The following is a 16,360-nucleotide window of genomic DNA, read 5'->3' on the forward strand; positions in this document are numbered from 1 at the left end:
TTATGCGATATAGTTTTCAATGGATATTCTTATAGCAAAAATAAAAATATATTATAGGAGAAAGCTTACATGTTAGCACTGTTAGCGAATTTGCCAAAGGAAGTACTTGTCAAGCAGATTCAAGATGGTTTAGTCCTTCTTGTACTCGGTATGGGCACAGTATTCGTCTTTTTGACTATTCTCATTTTCACAACAAAGCTTTTGAGTAAGGTATGTGCACGCTTTGTTCCAGCAAAGCCAGCTACCCCTGCTCCTAAAAAAAGCACTGCCGCACCACAGAATTCAGGTGTAAACAAGGATGCCGAAGTAGCAGCAGCTATTGCAGCCGCTTACGCGCGTTCAAACAACTAAAAACCAAAGGATTTACAAATGGCTAAGAAGAAAATTAATTTCATGTGTACAGCATTCCGTGACGGTTTCCAGTCTGTTTACGGTGCGAGAGTTTTCACAAAGGATTTCATGCCAGCTGTTGCAGCTGCAAGAGAAGCAGGTATCACACACTTTGAAGCAGGTGGTGGAGCACGTTTCCAGGCTCTCTATTTCTATACAAACGAAGATGCTTTCAAGATGATGGATGAGTTCAGAGAAGTAGCAGGTCCAGATGCTAACCTACAAACTCTTTCAAGAGGTGTAAACGTTGTAGGTCTTGACTCACAGCCAAGAGACATCATCAAGCTCCATGCTCAGATGTTCAAGAAGCATGGTATGACAACAATCAGAAACTTCGATGCTCTCAACGATGTAAACAACCTCATCGACTCTGGTAAAGCAATCCACGATGCAGGCTTAAAGCACGAAGTAACAGTTACAATGATGAGCCTTCCAGATAGCTATCATGCAGCTGCTCATAACCCAGAATTCTATGAGAAGATTCTCCGCCAGATTCTTGATGCAGGTATTCCATTTGATTCTCTCTGTTTCAAGGATGCTTCTGGTACATCAACACCTAAGAATGTTTATGAGACAATTAAGAGAGCTAGAAAGCTCCTCGGACCAAACATGAACATCGTATTCCACTCACACGAGACAGCAGGTGTTTCAATTCAGCAATATATGTCAGCTATCGAAGCTGGTGCTACTCAGGTTGACCTTTCAATGAGCCCATGTTCAGGTGGTACATGTCAGCCAGACATTCTCACAATGTGGCACGCTTTAAGAGGTACAGATTATGACCTCGGTATCGATGTAAATAAGGTACAGGAAGCTGAAAGAGTATTCGAGAACTGCATGAAGGATTACTTCCTCCCACCAGAGGCAACAAAGGTTAATCCAAACATCCCATTCTTCCCACTCCCAGGTGGTGCTCTTACAGCTAATACTCAGATGCTCCGTGATAACAACCTCATGGATAAGTATCCTCAGATTGTTGAAGCAATGGGTGATGTTGTTAAGAAGGGTGGTTTCGGTACATCTGTAACTCCTGTTTCTCAGTTCTATTTCCAGCAGGCATTCAACAACGTAATGTTTGGACCATGGAAGAAGATTGCTGAAGGCTATGGTAAGATGGTACTTGGTTACTTCGGTAAGACTCCAGTTGAACCAGATGCAGAGGTTATTAAGGCAGCAGCTGAGCAGCTCAAGCTTGAGCCAACAACAGAAAAGGTTGTAGACCTCAACGACAAGAACCCAAGCAAGGGTAGAGAAGCAGCTATCAAGATGCTTAAGGAAGCTAACCTTGAAGAGAGTGAAGAGAACATCTTCATTGCAGCTAGCTGTAAGGAAAAGGGTATCCTCTACCTCACAGGTAAGGCAAAGGTTAATGGCGTTAGAAAGGTTGAAAAGGAAGCTCCTAAGGCAGCAGCTCCAGCAGCTAAGAATACATCTGGCGAATATACAGTTACAGTTAATGGTACAGCTTATGGCGTTAAGCTCAATGGTGGTAACGTTGTTGTTAATGGTGTTTCTTACCCTCTCTCAATTGCAGATGGTATTAAGGCAGCAGCTCCAGCAGCACAGGTAGTTGTAACAGGTTCACAGGATGTAGCAGCTCCAATGCCAGGCCTCATCTTAAAGATGAATGTTAAGGTTGGCGATGAAGTTAAGAAGAACCAGGAAATCGCAGTAATGGAAGCTATGAAGATGGAAAACCCAATCTATGCTCCATGTGATGGTAAGGTAACAGCTATCAAGGCTAACCAGGGTGACCAGCTCCAGGCAGGAGATGTAATTCTCTCAATTGGCGGCACACAGGTTGTTCAGGCAGCTCCAGCAGCAGCTCCTGCAGCTCCAGCTCCAAGTGCAGCACCAGCAGGTGGTACAGAAGTTAAGGCACCAATGCCAGGCCTTATCCTCAAGCTCAATGTTAAGAAGGGCGACCAGGTTAAGAAGAACGATGAGATCGCAGTAATGGAAGCTATGAAGATGGAAAACCCAATCTACGCTCCATGTGATGGCGTTGTATCAGATATCTCAGTCAACCAGGGTGATCAGCTCCAGGCTGATGACACTATCATGGTTATCGCTTAAGGAGTGATAGATGAGTAGTATTCTCAATGGATTAGTTGAGCTAGCAAAATCTACAGGTATTTATGGTTTTCTCCAGTCAGGTGGCTGGGGAAATGCTGTAATGATTCTTGTTGGCTTCTTCCTCTTTTATCTTGCTATTAAGAAGGGCTTTGAGCCACTTCTCTTAGTTCCTATTGCAATGGGATGTGTACTTTCAAACATTCCATTCGCATATATCGCTGGTAATCCAGACCCAACTAATGGTGCAATCGGATTTATCCAGATTCTCTACAATGCAGGTATTGAATCAGGTCTCTTCCCTGTACTCATCTTCATGGGTGTTGGTGCAATGACAGACTTTGGACCACTTATTGCTAACCCAAGAACACTTCTTCTTGGTGCAGCAGCTCAGCTTGGTATCTTCTCTGCTCTTATCGGTGCTTTATTCCTTTCATTTATTCCAGGAATTAACTTCGACCTCAATGTAGCAGCAAGTATTGGTATCATTGGTGGTGCAGATGGTCCTACAGCAATCTATGTAACTAGATATCTTGCTCCAGATTATCTTGGATCTATCGCAGTTGCAGCTTATTCCTACATGGCTCTTGTTCCAATCATTCAGCCACCTATAATGAAGGCTTTAACAACTGAAAAGGAAAGAAAGATTAGAATGCAGCAGCTCAGACCAGTATCTAAGGTTGAGAAGATTATCTTCCCTATCTCAGTACTCACAGTTTGTGCTCTTCTTCTCCCATCAGCTTGTCCTCTTATCGGTGCTCTTATGTTTGGTAACCTTTGTAAGGAATGTGGAGTTGTAAACAGACTCTCAGACACAATGCAGAATGCTCTTATGAACATTGTTACAATTTGTCTTGGTCTTTCTGTTGGTTCTAAGATGGCTGCTGAGAAGTTCCTTAACCTTGAAACTCTCGGTATCCTTCTCCTTGGTATGGTTGCATTTGGTATTGGTACAGCAGGTGGTGTCTTACTTGCAAAGCTTATGAACAAGCTTTCACCAAAGCGCCCTATCAACCCACTCATTGGTGCAGCTGGTGTATCAGCAGTTCCAATGGCTGCTCGTGTAGCAAGTAAGGTTGGTCAGGAAGCTGACCCTCAGAACTTCCTCTTGATGCACGCTATGGGACCAAACGTATCTGGCGTTATCGGTTCTGCAGTTGCAGCAGGTGTATTAATGAAGGTAGTACCTATTCTTACATCTGGCCTCTTAGGTTAATAAAATTAAAAACCCAAAAGCTCACTCTTCGGAGTGAGTTTTTTTATCTAAATTAAAGCATAGAATTTAATCATTCTTTTAATCTTTAACAGATAATTTTTTATTCAACGAATATCGATATTCTGTTTATATTTTGGCCATAAGAAAGACTAAAATTATTTGTACAATAGGTCCTGTTGTAGAGAGCGAGGAAAAGATAAAAGCTTTGATTAGTGCAGGTATGGATGCTGCACGCTTTAACTTCTCACATGGAAGTCATGAGGAGCATAAAGCTCGAATCGATTTAATAAAGAAGGTATCAAAGGAGATGAATGCTCCTATAGCATTAATCCTCGATACCAAGGGTCCAGAAATTAGAGTCTGTGACTTTGCAGAAAAGAAGGTAGAATTAGTTGAAGGTCAGACCTTCACACTATATAAGGATCCAACACATATAGGAGATGTCAATGGTGTTGGTATTACCTACCCTTACCTATCTGAGGATGTAAAGCCAGGAACAACTATTTTAATTGATGACGGCTTAATTTCAATAACAGTCACAGATATCGTTAATGGTGATAAGGTTTGTCAGGTTGAAAAAGGTGGTAAGGTATCATCTAAGAAATCAATTAACAATTCTGGAGTAGATGTAGACCAAGTATTCATTAGCGAAAAGGATAGAAGTGATATTATCTTTGGTATTGAACAGGATATTGACTTCATAGCTGCATCCTTTGTAAGAAACTAAGACGATGTGAAGAAGCTAAGAAAGCTACTTAATGTTCATGGTGGTCAGAAGGTTCAAATCATTGCAAAGATCGAAAATGGTTCAGGTATAGACAACCTTGATTCAATCCTAGAAATTGCTGATGGCGTTATGATCGCACGTGGTGATATGGGTGTAGAGGTTCCATTTGATCATCTTCCTTCTATTCAGAAGAACATAATTAAAAAGTGCTATAAGAAGGGAAGAATCATTATTACAGCTACTCAAATGCTTGAATCAATGACTGAGCATCCACGACCAACAAGAGCAGAGGTATCTGACGTAGCAAATGCAATCTACGATGGAACTACCGCGATAATGCTCTCTGGAGAGACAGCTGCAGGTAAGTACCCTATTGAAGCTATAAAGGCTATGTCTAAGATTGCTGAATACACAGAGAACCAAATTAACTACCAGGATAGATATTTGGTAAATAATCTTAGCCTTAAGCAGGATATTCTTAATACTATTACAAGTGCATCTGTTGAAGCATCATTCTTCCTAAAGGCTAAAGCTATTGTAGTAGCTACAGTATCAGGATATACAGCTCACATTGCATCATACTACCGTCCATCTGTACCAATCATTGCATCATGTACAGATGAAAAGGCAACAAAGCAATTAAAGCTTGACTACGGTGTTTATCCATATCATGTTGATTTAACAAACGATAGAGACGTAATGAGAACACAAGCACTTCAAATTGCTAGAGCATCTAAGGTAGTAGAGAAAGGTGATTTAGTTGTTCTTATCTGTGGCTCCTTAAACTCAGGAACTAGTACCTCTGATACTATGATTATTGCTGAAGCATAATTACTTAAAACTTTGAATGTGGTAGCAGTTAATAAAATTGCTACCATTTTTATTTAATTCTCTATATTTAAACAAAATACTATAAATTATATACTTTGAAGTTACTTCAAAGAGTGTTTAAAGTAACTCTGAAGTAGACTTTGAATTAAGTTCAAAGAAAGATATATGTATTTATAATAAATTGTTGAAAACAAATATTTAAAGCTGTATATGAACAATATGCTACAAAAAATTAGTTAGAAATATAGCCAGCTTGCTTCTATTCTAATGCCTCTATAATAGTTCAACCACTAATTAAGGGAGGATTAATACTTAGCAAGAAGAATAAGGGAAGTACATATCTAATTGCAAATACAGAGAAAGTAAAGCTCAAATAATGTTCACATTTTAATTAGATTGTGAGTTATCTTTCTTAATTAATAATTGTAATTTTTAACTATGCTTTTTCTTATCATTTTTATAGCTATTTTCTTAATTATAAATTGGACTCGCCCCTTCTATTCAGATAGAAACAAAGAGATACTAGTTAGCGATGAATCAAAGTGCTTTAGTGAGGATGCTAAAAGTATTATCTATAATAAAAATAGAGCAGAAGCAGTACTACTCATTCATGGCTTTCCAACTACTCCTAAGATGTACACATATGCAGCAAAGCGCTTAGATGAAGCAGGCTATGATGCATACGCACCTCTTATCCCTACCTTTGGTAGTAACATTAAGGATTTTGAAAAAACTAATTATACACAGTGGTTTACTTTTATATGCTCCTACTATGAGGACTTAAGAAAGAAATATAAAAAGCTATATGTACTTGGAATTTCAATGGGTGGTGCAATGACACTCGATATAGGAGAAAAATATTCAAATACACCACTAGCTCCAGATAGAATAATTGCGATTAGCTCTCCTGTTGCTTATAACAATATAAGATTTGGAATTTATACAAATCTTTCTGCAATGCTTGCCCCTACAGCAGCTCTTTTTATTAAAAATATCAATGCTAGAATTGTTTATTCCCGTCCTGAATCTAATGACGGTAATGAGGATTGGAATGGATATGGAGGAACCTTTATCAAGCAAGGCTTATCACTTGCAGCTGCCTTTGACCGTATAAGACATAATCTAAAAAGAATAGCTGTCCCAATGTATGTAATGCATGACAAAAATGACCAAACAGTCCCATTTAAAAATCTTGCAGTAATTGAGATGTACTGTCATGATTATATATATGTAAAAAGAGAAGTTGAGATGAAGGGTGATTTCAAGCACTCTCACCATAGTCTTTTAATGTACCACTCGGTACAAAAGGAATATATGGATGACATCATAAGCTTCCTTAGAGGTAGTTATGACAGGAAAGAGAAATGATTATATTAGCTGGGATGAGTATTTTATGGGAATCGCAGTACTATCATCTAAAAGATCAAAGGATCCTAATACTCAGGTAGGTGCTTGTATTGTAAATGACCAAAAAATAATCGTCGGTGTTGGATATAATGGTTTCCCAATAGGATGTGATGACGATAAATTACCTTGGGACCGCGAAGGTGATTGGTGTGATACTAAATACCCTTATGTATGTCATGCAGAGCTAAATGCAATTTTAAACTCCCATGGAAATTTACATGGAGCAACACTCTATGTTGCCCTCTTTCCTTGCAATGAGTGTGCTAAAGCAATAATACAATCAGGGATAAAGAGAGTTGTTTATTTATCAGATAAATATCGTGATAGCGATAGCAGCAAAGCCAGCAGAAGAATGTTCGATGATGCAGGTGTACGCTATGAGCATTTTGAATCTGATAAGGAAATTGTAATAAAATTTTGATTATATATTTTGATATATAATGGAGAATTACAAAACGCTCAAACTAATGATTGAAATTATTTGACAAACACATTTTTTAATGGAACAATTTAACTGCATTGGTATCACAGACCGCTGTTAAGACACAACAGAAGCTAAGCGACCATGCAAAAACAATATCGGGGAAAAAGGTGGGCCGGAGTAGTGTTTTTGCTGTCTGTGAATTCAAAGGAATATTGTTCAAACGAAGATAAAAAGCTCCTAACATTTTTACGTGATGATCTTCATCTAACTGGAACCAAGGATGGTTGTTCTGAGGGTGCCTGTGGTGCTTGTACTATAATAGTCGATGGAAAAGCGACTAGAGCATGTGTATTTACACTCTCAAAATTACAAGGAAAGAAGATAACAACAATTGAAGGATTAACTCAAAGAGAAAGAGAGGTTTACTCCTATTGCTTTGGTAAGTGTGGTGCTGTTCAATGTGGATATTGCATACCAGGTATGGTAATGAGTGCAAAGGCCCTATTGGATGTTAATCTAAATCCTACTAGAGAGGATGTAAAGAAGGCTATAAGAGGCAATATCTGTCGCTGCACAGGATATGTGAAAATAGAAAATGCAATTCTGCTTGCAGCCGATTACTTTAGAAATAATAGAGAAGTTGTTTTTGATAACTCAGATGGTTCTTTAGGCTCCTCCTTTATGAGAGTTGATGCTATTGCAAAGACTCTTGGTGAAGGAATATATGTTGATGACATCACACTAAAGGATATGTGCTATGCAAAGGCTGTTAGAGCAAAATATCCAAGAGCAAGAGTTAAAAAAATTGATGCTTCAAAGGCTTTAAATGATCCAAGATGTATCGCTGTTATCACAGCAGATGATGTGCCATACAATAGACATGGACACTTAAAGAAGGATTGGCCTGTATTAATAAAGGAAGGAGAGCTTACTCACTATATTGGTGATGCAATTTGCTTAGTAGTAACAGATCAAAAGAACGCACTAGAGGAGCTATGCTCCTTAGTTGAGGTAGAATATGATATTCTTCCTGGAGTATATGATGTTCATGAGGCTATAAAGGATGAAATATTAGTTCATGAGGGTGAATCAAATCTCATGCGTAAGGAGCATATCATAAGGGGAAATGCGCATGAGGCTCTAGAAAGATCAAAATATAAGGTTCATGAGACCTTCACTACTCCACATACTGAGCATGCCTTTATGGAGATGGAAGCGGCTATTGCTTGTTGGGATGATAAGGAAGGAATTACCCTCTTTACAGGCTCACAGAGTGTATATGATGAATTACATGAGATAACTAAGATCTTAAATCTTCCTGAGGATAAGGTTCATTGTATTAGCCAGCTAGTAGGTGGTGGCTTTGGTGGAAAGGAAGATATGTCTGTACAGCACCATGCTGCTTTAGCTACATATATTACACATCGCCCTGTTAAGGTAAAGCTTACAAGAAAGGAAAGCTTAGAGATACATCCAAAGCGCCATCCTATGGAAATGGAATTAACTCTAGGGTGTGATGAAAATGGTTATTTAACTGGACTTGAGTGTACAATACTTGCCGATACAGGAGCTTATGCCTCATTAGGAGGACCGGTATTACAAAGAGCATGTACACATGCAGCAGGTCCATATAACTATCAAAATATTGATATCACAGGTATCGCTCTATATACAAACAATGTTCCATCAGGAGCCTTCAGAGGCTTTGGTGTTACACAATCATGCTTTGCTATCGAAAGTGCAATTAATAAGCTTTGTAAGCTAATTAATATGGATCCATTTGAGTTTAGAATGCAAAATGCTCTAAAGCCAGGAGACACAATGCCTAATGGGCAAATAGCATCAGAGGATACAGGTATCATAGAGTGTCTTGAAAAAATAAAGCCATATTATGATATGTATCCAACAGCAGGAATTGCTTGTGCCCTCAAGAATAGTGGTGTTGGAGTTGGTGTTCCTGATACAGGAAGGTGTATCCTATCTATTGAGAATAATATAGTACACATTAGAACCTCTGCAGCGTGTATGGGACAAGGCTTAGCAACTGTAGTACTACAAATCTGTATTGAGACAACTAAGCTTCCTGCCTCTCAATTTATTGTAGAAGCTCCTGATACCAGAAGAACTCCTAACAGTGGTACATCTACAGCCTCTAGACAAACTGCATTTACAGGCGAAGCAACTAGAAGAGCTGCCGAGAAGCTAAAAGCTGCATTAGAAGGCTCAAAGCTAGAGGATTTAGAAGGTCAAGAGTTCTATGGTGAGTTCTGCTATGAAACAGATCCAATAACAAGTACAAAGCCACATCCTATTTCACATCTAGCATATAGCTACTCAGCTCAGCTTGTCGTCCTTGATGATAGTGGTAAGGTAGAGAGAGTTATCGCTGTTTGTGATGCAGGCAAGGTAATAAACCAGCTTTCTATCGAAGGACAAATTGAAGGTGGAGTTGTAATGGGTCTAGGATATGCTCTTACAGAAAACTTTATTAGTGAGCAAGGGTATGTTAAGAGTAAATATGGAACTCTAGGGCTATTAAGAGCAACAGATATTCCTGAAATAGAGGTTGAGCTAGTACATGCAAAGGGCTATGGTATGGCAGCTTATGGTGCGAAGGGTGTTGGAGAGCTCTGTACTATCCCGACTGCTCCTGCAGTAGCACATGCATACTACAAGAGAGATGGAATATTTAGAACAGCATTACCACTTGAAAAGACTGCTTATCGCAAATAAGCACGTTCAAAGGCCTTCTTAAGAGAGTCATTTAAATATGATTTAAAGCGAGGAGAGATAGGTCCTACGATAGAGTAAACCTCGTCAAGGGACCTTGGACATTTCTTTGCTAGCTCAACTATTTTATGCTTATCTAAAACCATATAAGCAGGAACATTAAAGCGCTTAGCAACTACATCTCTAGCGATAAAGTATTCCTTTAAAGCATTCCTTTGTTCTTTATTTAGCTCTCTAGGTGAGCAAAGCTTACTCCAAGGAGGAGAAATTTTTGGTTTCTTACAGGCAGAGTGTAATAAAAACTCAGCTTCCTTATTAACACCCTTCTCCTCTACTGCTATTAAAAGAACTCTCTTTAGCTCTAATAAATACTCAACATCAGATAGTGCATATTCTATCTGCTCATCTGTTAGAGGTCTTTTTAGCCAATTAGTTTGTTGAAGCTTCTTTTTATCAACACTATCCTTATTAAGCTTTAAAAACTCCTCCTCTAATGAGATTAAGTTCCCCATAAAGCCTAAAGCCTTAGCTAAGGCTCTTACATCAAAGACATTATTAATTGTAATTCCATAAACCTTAAATATTAGGGAGTTATCACTTTGGACATCAAACCAAACCTTTTGAATATCACTAGTAAAGAAAGCTACTACTGCTTTTTCACTTACAGCCTTACTTCTAGGATCTATGATATAAAAGTCTTTGCCATCGAAGATTTGGATTAAGCAAAGATGCTCTCCATATATATGCAGGTTAAACTCGCCCTCTAAATCAACAGCAATAGGTGAGCTTGGGTTTAAAGAGGAGATAAAGGAAAGAATCTTTTCATCACTATCAAGAGATACATATTTCATAGGTCAAACAACTCCAGCTGATCCTCATCCTTCTTTTTCTTCTCTCTCTTTTTAGGTGGTAATATAGCTCTTTTTAAATCACCCTTTCTCTTTAATTGAGTAATTTTTGGATTTTGAGAAAGCCTTTGAGCATACGTATATATTGGATTACTAATAAAGGACTCATAAACAATGACCTTACCCTTTTGCTCAATAAAGCTCTCAGCTTGAGCAAATAAAGGTCCGCCATCCTTTTCTTCAATTAAAACAAAGTGGTCAGCAATTGATGATAGAAGTCTATTTCTTAATACTGCATACCATTTCTCTGTCTTTGCACTTGGAGCAAATTGAGTAACTAATAGTCCATTTGAATTAGCTATCTTCACCATTAATTCCTTACCACTTTCTGGTACTGCAACATGTAAAGGAGAAGATAGTACTAGGATCGTTGGAACTCCATTTGAAAGTGCATATGATGCTGAGAAGTGGTCAAGGCCAACATCTAAGGTAGTTACTAGAGTCGCACCTGCATTTAATAATTCATGAACCGCATTTACTGCATTATTCTTTCCATCATCACTAGGTACTCTTAAGCCTCGTAAAGCAACCTTATTAGTTGAAAGTAAATCCTTATTACCTACTAAATATAGAAAATGCACATCTGAATTAATTAGTGCCTTAGGCCAAAGAGGATCGGTTTCAGATATGATTGAGAAATCAAAACGATAAGAGGAAAAGCTATTTCTAATTCTATAGTAGGTCTCACTAATTAAATATGAATCAAAGCCAGTAACCTCTATTAATTGTGACATTATCTCAGGAAGGGTTCGAGTAATATCGGCCTTTAGTGCTACCATGTTATACATTAAAAAGGCTTTATTCTCATCCTTTTTTGAAAGAGCATATAAAGTCTCATATAGTAATGCCTCATTTTCATTTCTTCGCATAGCTCTTTGCCTCCACCAAGAGATAAAGAAGATCACAAACAGGTGTGCTTATTTTATGCTTTTTTCCAAGAGTAGATACACAGTAAGTAAAATATCTATTTTCAGTCATGCGTTTATTCTCGATATCCTGTAATAGAGATGTCTTTCCATCATCCTTAAAGGCTTTAATTGTATCTATAGCTCTTTGACCATCCTTTGCTGTTAAATTAACGCCCTCTGCATTAGCAACCTCGATTACCTCATCTATTGTTTTTTGAGCAGCCATTAAGAGCATTTGGTTATCATACATTTTTCTATATGTAGTCTCTAAGATTCCAGAAAGTGAGTTAAAGGCACAATTTAACATAAACTTCCACCAAATCTCTTTAATAATGTTATCACTAACCTGATATGTAACATTACACATATCAAATAGAGAAATAACCTTTTCTAGCTCCTCTGTTTTAGTTCCATTTTTTTCACCAAGGAATATAATACCACCATTTTCTGAATAGCAATTAATAATATTGCCATCTCTATTACTTGAAAGAGAGGTAATGAAGGAATAAATAACATGTGCATTAGGAAAAGCTTCTTCAAGATGCTTTTCACTCTCAACACCATTTAGTAGAGACATAATTATAGTATTATCTCTTACATGCTCTCTTATCTCAGAAATTGCATTATCAAGATCAAAGTTCTTACAAGCTAGAATTATTAAATCTGCTTTATCACCTTTTTTAGCAAGAGGAATTTGATAATGAAGGCCATTAACAATAATACCCTTATATTCTTCTGCTCTCTTATCATCCATAATTAAATATAGCTCAGAGGCTTTAGTTAAACGTGTACAAAGTGGAGCACCTACTGCACCTGCTCCCAAAAGCATTACTTTCATAAGGATTATATTAATACAAAAAAAGAGGAGATAGAATAAACTTCTCCTCATAGCTTTTATTTTTTAATCTCTACGACGTGTGCTTCTAACAGTATATCAGGGTATCGCGATAAAATATCAAATACTCTGCAAGCTAAAGGAGAAGGAATTGTCCTTTTATTCTCCCAGGAAACAACAGTCGAAAGACTTACTCCCAATGCTTCAGCAAATAAAGATTGCGATAACTGAAGCTGCTTTCTCAGCTTCTTAATCTCACTACTACTCCAAGCTTTAGGCTTTTCAATCGATACTATTTTATATCTTTTATCAACAGTACCACGCTTTGGATATAGAGCATCCTTTATCTCATCCTTATAGACACTGAGCATTATTATTTACCATAGATATGTAATAGCTCATCTAAGGTTTCCTTAATTTGAGCTCTACACTTTCCACATGCAGTAGAAGCACCAGTAAGACTTTGAAGCTCCTCAAAGGTTTTAACCTTATCACTCTTAACAAGCTCCTCAATTTGAACGTCTGTAACACCCTTACACTCACAAATAATCTTTGCTGTATGAGCTTTAAATGGATTCTCACGTCCATTCTTTTCAAGGTAATCATCGATAGCAGCACGAAGAGCCTTATCACCAAGAACAGAACAATGGAACTTATGCTCAGGAAGACCACCAAGAGCCTTTGTAATTACATCTGGTGTTAAGTGATATGCTTCCTCTAAAGTCATTCCAATAGCAAGCTCACTCATCATAGAGGTTGAGGCAATAGCACTTGCACAGCCATATGTTAACCATCTGAGATCAGAGATTTTATCATCCTTAACCTTTATTCCAACTCTCATCTGGTCACCACAGGCAAGAGAGCCTACCTCTCCTACTCCATCAGGATTAAACTCTTCCTTCTCATTCCAGAGGTTTCTTGGATTCATAAAATGATCCTTAACCACATCCGTATATACCCATTGAGACATAAAACTACTCATTATTTAAATTCCTTTCTAGTAGACATCCTTCTAACTTTTTCAATTATAGAAGGGAGCTTTTCTAATGTATAATCAACATCCTCTACAGTGTTGTACCTTCCTAGAGAAAATCTAATTGATCCATGGGCTAGCTCAACATCTAAGCCCGAAGCTAGGAGTACATAGCTTGGCTCTAAAGAACCAGTTGCACAAGCACTTCCAGTTGAGACCTCTATACCCTCCATATCAAGGTAAAGCAAAATTGATTCACCCTCTGCATTTGGGAATGATACATTTAAGGTTCCTGGTAGGAAATCTGTTGGATGGCCATTAATTACTACATGGTCAATTCTTTCTTCAATACCCTTTCTAAGACGCTCTCTTAAAGCAAGAAGCTTATCATGCTCCTCTTGAAGGCCCTCTCTAGCTAGCTTAGCGGCCTCTCCAAGTCCTATAATATTTAAAGTATTGTATGTACCTGCTCTATAACCCTTTTCCTGGTGTCCACCATGAACAAAAGGAGTTATTGGAGCATTCTTAGCAACATATAGAACACCAATTCCCTTTGGACCATAGAACTTATGACCAGAAAGAGAGAGGTAATCAACATTGCAATCTCTGATCGAAACTTTAATCTTACCGATTGCTTGAGTTGCATCGCTATGGAAATATGCACCACACTCATGTGCAAGCCTTCCAATTTCCTTTATATCTTGAATAGTACCTGTTTCATTGTTACCCCACATAACGGAAACGAGAGCAACATCATCACCAAGCATGCTCTTTAATACATCGAGCTTAACCTTACCATAGACATCAACAGGTGCTTCATCTATCTTATAGCCCTTTTTCTTGAGATACTTTACTTCTTCAATAATTGAAGGGTGTTCGATAGTAGTTGTTATAATTCTATTTCTTTTACTTCCATCATCAATTAAATCTCTGAAGGTTGAAAAAATAGTATTATTCGATTCCGATGCCCCTGAAGTAAAGTAAACACAACTCTTATCTCCGTCTATAAGAGCTGCTACCTCCTCACGGGCCCATTCTATAGCGCTTGCTGCATCACGACCACAGCTATGCATACTAGATGCATTACCATATAGTGATTCATTATCACGCATTATTTGTGCAACTTCACTAGCCATCTGTGTTGTTGCATTATTATCGAGATATACGATCCTATCCATATTTGACCTCACTAGTAAATTAACTTTAATAGCGGTCATAGTCAAGCGACAAAATAGTAATATATAGAAATAGAAAGTATGTTATCTTCTTTTAATAAAAAGAATTCTGCTCATCACATATTTTATGGTGAGCAGAAGACTTGTATTATGGATAAAAAGAAAATATTAATATGACTCCTTAAGACTTGGGTTGATAGTTAAGATAGCTAGCTGAACAGGACGGTTTAAGCTCTTAAACTCCTCACTTTGAATAAATCTTTGAAGTACTAATCTTGCATCTCTTCTTCTTTCTGCTGCTACCTTTCTTCCAGGTCTAGCTTTAACTGTACTCATAAATTCCTCCTCAAACTAACATAAGAATAATAAAAACCATTCCAGCTATTGCCATTAGACTTATTAGGGAATCTATTTTCATATCCCTTCTATCTTCAGCTAAGGCAAGCTCAAAATCTTCAGCAGTAAATTCAACATACTTCATGTAAAGCCTCCTTATTTTTAAATGAAAAAATGCGTCTTTCCTTCAAAGCTGGTGCTATAACTAAAAGTGCCTCTTGAACATCGTGAGGTAGATAATAGAAATCACCATCCTCGATAAACTCTTGTAGGATTTCTTTTGCTATCCTTCTTTTCTCTGCAGCAATCTTCCTACCTGGTCTTTTTATTACATCTCTCATCTTTTTCCTCCCGTCATAGCTAAAGAATACGACGGGTAGTACGACATATAGTGTCGCAGTAATAAGAATATTTTTTAATTTTTATGCAATATTTAAGTTAGCTAAGGCTTGATAGTGTTTTTTTATATTCTGATTAGTATCATGCAAGTAAATCAGCGTGTGTTCCAGTTCTCGACAAAAATATAAGTAGCTCGTCATTATCTATACGATACACAAGCAACCAGTCAGGCTGGATGTGGCATTCTCTGAAGCCAATGTAGTCACCAGTAAATGCATGATCTCTCTTTTTTAGGAAGTTGTTCCTGGCTTGCAAGTGTATCGATTACTTCATTTAAAAGATTGAGATTGTATCCACGTTTTTAAGCAGGTTTTAAATCCTCCTTAAAATGATTGGATAGAACAATCTCAAGCATCCTCGAGAACCTCATTCAATGCATCCTTAAAGGAAGCGTATCTTTTATACTTTTCTGGATGATTTTTCATTTTGTAGTATTCATTCATTGCTGCTATAGTTTGTGCATTTGGATTAACTCTTGTTACTTCAAAAGGTAATCCTTGAACACGAAGTGCCTGTTTCAAAAATAGAGTAACAGCACTTGAAAGATCGAGCCCTAGATCATTAAAGAGTTCTATTGATGCTTTCTTTAACTCGGGATCAAGGCTTAGATTTGTACTAGATTTAGACATAATGCACCTTCGTTTCATAATAAATACAGAGTATTACACACCTAAATTCAATATTTTATACGTATAATATGTTACAACCTATATTGTAATAAAAAGAATTCTGCTCATCACTCATTTTATGGTGAGCAGAAGACCTGTATTATGGATAAAAAGAAAATATTAATATGGCTCCTTAAAACTTGAGTTGATAGTTAGGATGGCTAGCTGAACAGGACGGTTTAAGCTCTTAAACTCCTCACTTTGAATAAATCTTTGAAGTACTAATCTTGCATCGTAAACGTAATTTCACCGCTTATTTATTTAAAAAGGACAGCTCTTTAAACTGTCCTTATGAATAAAAGATTTAATTGTTTAAATACCAACTTAATGGTTACAACCTCTGAGAACATAAGGCTCTGT

Annotated in this window: 17 protein-coding genes and 1 pseudogene; 7 read left to right on the plus strand and 11 right to left on the minus strand. The window is 37.5% G+C overall.

Translation table 11 applies throughout. The features are described from left to right. Positions 1-69: 69 nt before the first annotated feature. From FYJ80_RS09715 to xdh, 7 genes and pseudogenes are all read left to right on the plus strand, one after another. Complete coding sequence (locus FYJ80_RS09715) at positions 70-351, plus strand: OadG family protein (RefSeq protein WP_154426391.1); 282 nt, start codon at positions 70-72, stop codon at positions 349-351. Positions 352-369: 18 nt separating this feature from the next. Further along, positions 370-2,466, plus strand: coding sequence for a biotin/lipoyl-containing protein (locus FYJ80_RS09720; protein ID WP_154426393.1), 2,097 nt, complete (start codon positions 370-372; stop codon positions 2,464-2,466). Positions 2,467-2,476: 10 nt separating this feature from the next. Next, on the plus strand, positions 2,477-3,679 hold the full coding sequence (locus FYJ80_RS09725) for a sodium ion-translocating decarboxylase subunit beta (protein WP_154426395.1): 1,203 nt from the start codon (positions 2,477-2,479) through the stop codon (positions 3,677-3,679). Between the two features lie 133 nt (positions 3,680-3,812). Then, positions 3,813-5,237 (plus strand): annotated as a pseudogene (gene pyk / locus FYJ80_RS11975) (pyruvate kinase). Positions 5,238-5,675: 438 nt separating this feature from the next. Continuing rightward, entirely contained in the window at positions 5,676-6,605 is a 930-nt protein-coding gene (locus FYJ80_RS09735) for an alpha/beta hydrolase (protein WP_154426397.1), read from the plus strand. Beyond that, complete coding sequence (locus tag FYJ80_RS09740) at positions 6,586-7,065, plus strand: deoxycytidylate deaminase (protein ID WP_154426399.1); 480 nt, start codon at positions 6,586-6,588, stop codon at positions 7,063-7,065. The genes FYJ80_RS09735 and FYJ80_RS09740 overlap by 20 nt, the downstream gene beginning before the upstream one ends. Before the next feature lie 198 nt (positions 7,066-7,263). Then, entirely contained in the window at positions 7,264-9,801 is a 2,538-nt protein-coding gene (xdh, locus tag FYJ80_RS09745) for a selenium-dependent xanthine dehydrogenase (protein WP_328596776.1), read from the plus strand. Here the strand turns inward: xdh and FYJ80_RS09750 are convergent. The 11 genes from FYJ80_RS09750 to FYJ80_RS09795 form a co-directional block, all read right to left on the minus strand. Then, the gene (locus FYJ80_RS09750; RefSeq protein ID WP_154426403.1) at positions 9,789-10,649 is read right to left on the minus strand and encodes an HRDC domain-containing protein; all 861 of its coding nucleotides are present in this window, start codon (positions 10,647-10,649) and stop codon (positions 9,789-9,791) included. The genes xdh and FYJ80_RS09750 overlap by 13 nt on opposite strands. Then, entirely contained in the window at positions 10,646-11,575 is a 930-nt protein-coding gene (locus tag FYJ80_RS09755; RefSeq protein WP_154426405.1) for a DNA-processing protein DprA, read from the minus strand. Before FYJ80_RS09755 ends, FYJ80_RS09750 begins: the two co-directional genes overlap by 4 nt. Then, positions 11,562-12,452: a ketopantoate reductase family protein gene (locus tag FYJ80_RS09760; RefSeq protein WP_206361063.1), complete on the minus strand. Its 891-nt coding sequence runs from the start codon at positions 12,450-12,452 to the stop codon at positions 11,562-11,564. Before FYJ80_RS09760 ends, FYJ80_RS09755 begins: the two co-directional genes overlap by 14 nt. Before the next feature lie 56 nt (positions 12,453-12,508). After that, positions 12,509-12,820, minus strand: coding sequence for a helix-turn-helix domain-containing protein (locus FYJ80_RS09765; RefSeq protein WP_154426409.1), 312 nt, complete (start codon positions 12,818-12,820; stop codon positions 12,509-12,511). 2 nt (positions 12,821-12,822) lie between these two features. Further along, complete coding sequence (locus FYJ80_RS09770; RefSeq protein WP_154426411.1) at positions 12,823-13,431, minus strand: iron-sulfur cluster assembly scaffold protein; 609 nt, start codon at positions 13,429-13,431, stop codon at positions 12,823-12,825. Continuing rightward, positions 13,431-14,600 carry a cysteine desulfurase family protein gene (locus FYJ80_RS09775; protein WP_154426413.1) on the minus strand — a complete coding sequence of 390 codons (1,170 nt, stop codon included), beginning with the start codon at positions 14,598-14,600 and terminating at the stop codon, positions 13,431-13,433. Before FYJ80_RS09775 ends, FYJ80_RS09770 begins: the two co-directional genes overlap by 1 nt. Positions 14,601-14,765: 165 nt before the next feature. Then, complete coding sequence (locus tag FYJ80_RS09780; protein WP_154426415.1) at positions 14,766-14,933, minus strand: hypothetical protein; 168 nt, start codon at positions 14,931-14,933, stop codon at positions 14,766-14,768. Between the two features lie 10 nt (positions 14,934-14,943). Then, positions 14,944-15,078, minus strand: a complete 135-nt coding sequence (locus FYJ80_RS12115; protein WP_268878570.1) for a hypothetical protein — start codon at positions 15,076-15,078, stop codon at positions 14,944-14,946. Then, positions 15,065-15,274 carry a hypothetical protein gene (locus FYJ80_RS09785; protein WP_154426417.1) on the minus strand — a complete coding sequence of 70 codons (210 nt, stop codon included), beginning with the start codon at positions 15,272-15,274 and terminating at the stop codon, positions 15,065-15,067. The genes FYJ80_RS12115 and FYJ80_RS09785 overlap by 14 nt, the downstream gene beginning before the upstream one ends. Before the next feature lie 139 nt (positions 15,275-15,413). Next, positions 15,414-15,587, minus strand: a complete 174-nt coding sequence (locus FYJ80_RS12405; RefSeq protein WP_328596777.1) for a type II toxin-antitoxin system YafQ family toxin — start codon at positions 15,585-15,587, stop codon at positions 15,414-15,416. 92 nt (positions 15,588-15,679) lie between these two features. Further along, entirely contained in the window at positions 15,680-15,961 is a 282-nt protein-coding gene (locus tag FYJ80_RS09795; protein WP_154426419.1) for a type II toxin-antitoxin system RelB/DinJ family antitoxin, read from the minus strand. Positions 15,962-16,360 lie beyond the last annotated feature (399 nt).

The organism is Bullifex porci (genome assembly GCF_009695635.1).
GTDB lineage: Bacteria > Spirochaetota > Spirochaetia > Sphaerochaetales > Sphaerochaetaceae > Bullifex > Bullifex porci.

Excerpts from the sequence above, each read along its gene's own strand:
- FYJ80_RS09740 (WP_154426399.1), top strand. The coding sequence starts at position 6,586 with ATGACAGGAAAGAGAAATGATTATATTAGCTGGGATGAGTATTTTATG.
- FYJ80_RS09775 (WP_154426413.1), bottom strand. The coding sequence starts at position 14,600 with ATGGATAGGATCGTATATCTCGATAATAATGCAACAACACAGATGGCT.
- FYJ80_RS09750 (WP_154426403.1), bottom strand. The coding sequence starts at position 10,649 with ATGAAATATGTATCTCTTGATAGTGATGAAAAGATTCTTTCCTTTATC.
- FYJ80_RS09785 (WP_154426417.1), bottom strand. The coding sequence starts at position 15,274 with ATGAGAGATGTAATAAAAAGACCAGGTAGGAAGATTGCTGCAGAGAAA.
- FYJ80_RS12115 (WP_268878570.1), bottom strand. The coding sequence starts at position 15,078 with ATGAAGTATGTTGAATTTACTGCTGAAGATTTTGAGCTTGCCTTAGCT.
- FYJ80_RS09755 (WP_154426405.1), bottom strand. The coding sequence starts at position 11,575 with ATGCGAAGAAATGAAAATGAGGCATTACTATATGAGACTTTATATGCT.
- FYJ80_RS09735 (WP_154426397.1), top strand. The coding sequence starts at position 5,676 with ATGCTTTTTCTTATCATTTTTATAGCTATTTTCTTAATTATAAATTGG.
- FYJ80_RS09795 (WP_154426419.1), bottom strand. The coding sequence starts at position 15,961 with ATGTCTAAATCTAGTACAAATCTAAGCCTTGATCCCGAGTTAAAGAAA.
- FYJ80_RS09765 (WP_154426409.1), bottom strand. The coding sequence starts at position 12,820 with ATGCTCAGTGTCTATAAGGATGAGATAAAGGATGCTCTATATCCAAAG.
- FYJ80_RS09760 (WP_206361063.1), bottom strand. The coding sequence starts at position 12,452 with ATGAAAGTAATGCTTTTGGGAGCAGGTGCAGTAGGTGCTCCACTTTGT.
- FYJ80_RS09725 (WP_154426395.1), top strand. The coding sequence starts at position 2,477 with ATGAGTAGTATTCTCAATGGATTAGTTGAGCTAGCAAAATCTACAGGT.
- FYJ80_RS09780 (WP_154426415.1), bottom strand. The coding sequence starts at position 14,933 with ATGAGTACAGTTAAAGCTAGACCTGGAAGAAAGGTAGCAGCAGAAAGA.
- FYJ80_RS09715 (WP_154426391.1), top strand. The coding sequence starts at position 70 with ATGTTAGCACTGTTAGCGAATTTGCCAAAGGAAGTACTTGTCAAGCAG.
- FYJ80_RS09720 (WP_154426393.1), top strand. The coding sequence starts at position 370 with ATGGCTAAGAAGAAAATTAATTTCATGTGTACAGCATTCCGTGACGGT.
- FYJ80_RS09770 (WP_154426411.1), bottom strand. The coding sequence starts at position 13,431 with ATGAGTAGTTTTATGTCTCAATGGGTATATACGGATGTGGTTAAGGAT.